This is a genomic window from Streptomyces sp. NPDC058459, assembly GCF_042721685.1.
Lineage (GTDB): Bacteria > Actinomycetota > Actinomycetes > Streptomycetales > Streptomycetaceae > Streptomyces.
In genome coordinates, this window is sequence record NZ_JBHXLV010000443.1 from 1 (window position 1) to 1,027 (window position 1,027).

Consider the following 1,027-nt stretch of genomic DNA (forward strand, 5'->3'; position numbering starts at 1 on the left):
GTCTTTCCGCTTGGCCGCCTTCACCATGTGGCACGCACCTGGCGGATGATCCGCCGGCGCAACCGCACCCTGCGGCTGCCGTCGCGCATCAGGCTCAGTCGGTCCAACTCCCAGTGTCCGTACTCGGCATGGTCCGTGAGGAGACGCGTCGCCTCGTTGCGGGACACCCCGCGTGGGACGTACACGTCGACAAATTCGTATTCCGGCATCGCATCTATTGTGCGGGCTGGTGCCCGGTACGGATAGCGTCTGCACTATGTCTGATGCTGCGCAGCCCACCGCTGCCGAGGTACGCGCCGCCGCCGAGGCGGTCAAGACCGCGCTCGACCGCCACTTGGCGGCCGTCGAACGCAGGACGGGTGACGACGACCCGGCCGTCCACGAGGCGTTCAATCAGCTTGCGGCGGCCGGCGAGGTGTACGACGAGTTGCTCTACGACCGCTACGACGAGGTCACCCCCTTCGAGATCCCTGGTGCCGACGACTCGCTGCCGCCGTACGCGGGACCCGATGAACCCCATGCCGTCAGCGTCCTGATCCGCCGCGACTACACGGTGGCGGAACCCCAGCGGCTGCTGGCCCAGGCCCAGCGGGTGGAGGCCGCGGAGTTCGAGGACCCCCTCACGGACGACGACACCGCGAGCACCGTCCCCGGCGCGCTCGGCATCCTGTTCGGCGAGTTCGAGCCGGACGAGATCGCTTCCCGGCACCGCGAGTTCGGCCTCGCGGAGGGCGACTCCACGCTCTGGGTCACCGCGGCGGAGGAGGCGGCCGAGCCCGGCGAATGGCTGGACGCCCCCTTCGAGGACGCCGACCCGCAGCACGTGATCTGCCGCTTCGACGTCAGCGCGGTCTTCGACCGGGACGACAGCGACGACAACGACGACAGTGACGACGCAGACGACACCTACGACGCCGACGAGCCCCACCGGAGCCTGGACGAGCCGGCCGAGGACGACCTGGAGCCGCTCGACCGCGAGCGATGAGACGAACGGCGGTGCCCGTACCGGGGCGGTTCCGGTACGGGC

Annotated in this window: 2 protein-coding genes; one reads left to right on the plus strand and one right to left on the minus strand. The window is 69.8% G+C overall.

Annotated elements, in window-relative coordinates; translation table 11 throughout:
- Nucleotides 1–20: 20 nt before the first annotated feature.
- Complete coding sequence (locus ACFWN1_RS33460) at nucleotides 21–209, minus strand: DUF5703 family protein (protein WP_093505037.1); 189 nt, start codon at nucleotides 207–209, stop codon at nucleotides 21–23.
- A gap of 47 nt (nucleotides 210–256) precedes the next feature.
- On the opposite strand from ACFWN1_RS33460, the gene ACFWN1_RS33465 reads away from it, so the two are divergent.
- Nucleotides 257–985, plus strand: coding sequence for a hypothetical protein (locus ACFWN1_RS33465; RefSeq protein WP_384370591.1), 729 nt, complete (start codon nucleotides 257–259; stop codon nucleotides 983–985).
- Nucleotides 986–1,027 lie beyond the last annotated feature (42 nt).

Coding starts and splice junctions, on each gene's coding strand:
- ACFWN1_RS33460 (WP_093505037.1), bottom strand. CDS start 209: ATGCCGGAATACGAATTTGTCGACGTGTACGTCCCACGCGGGGTGTCC.
- ACFWN1_RS33465 (WP_384370591.1), top strand. CDS start 257: ATGTCTGATGCTGCGCAGCCCACCGCTGCCGAGGTACGCGCCGCCGCC.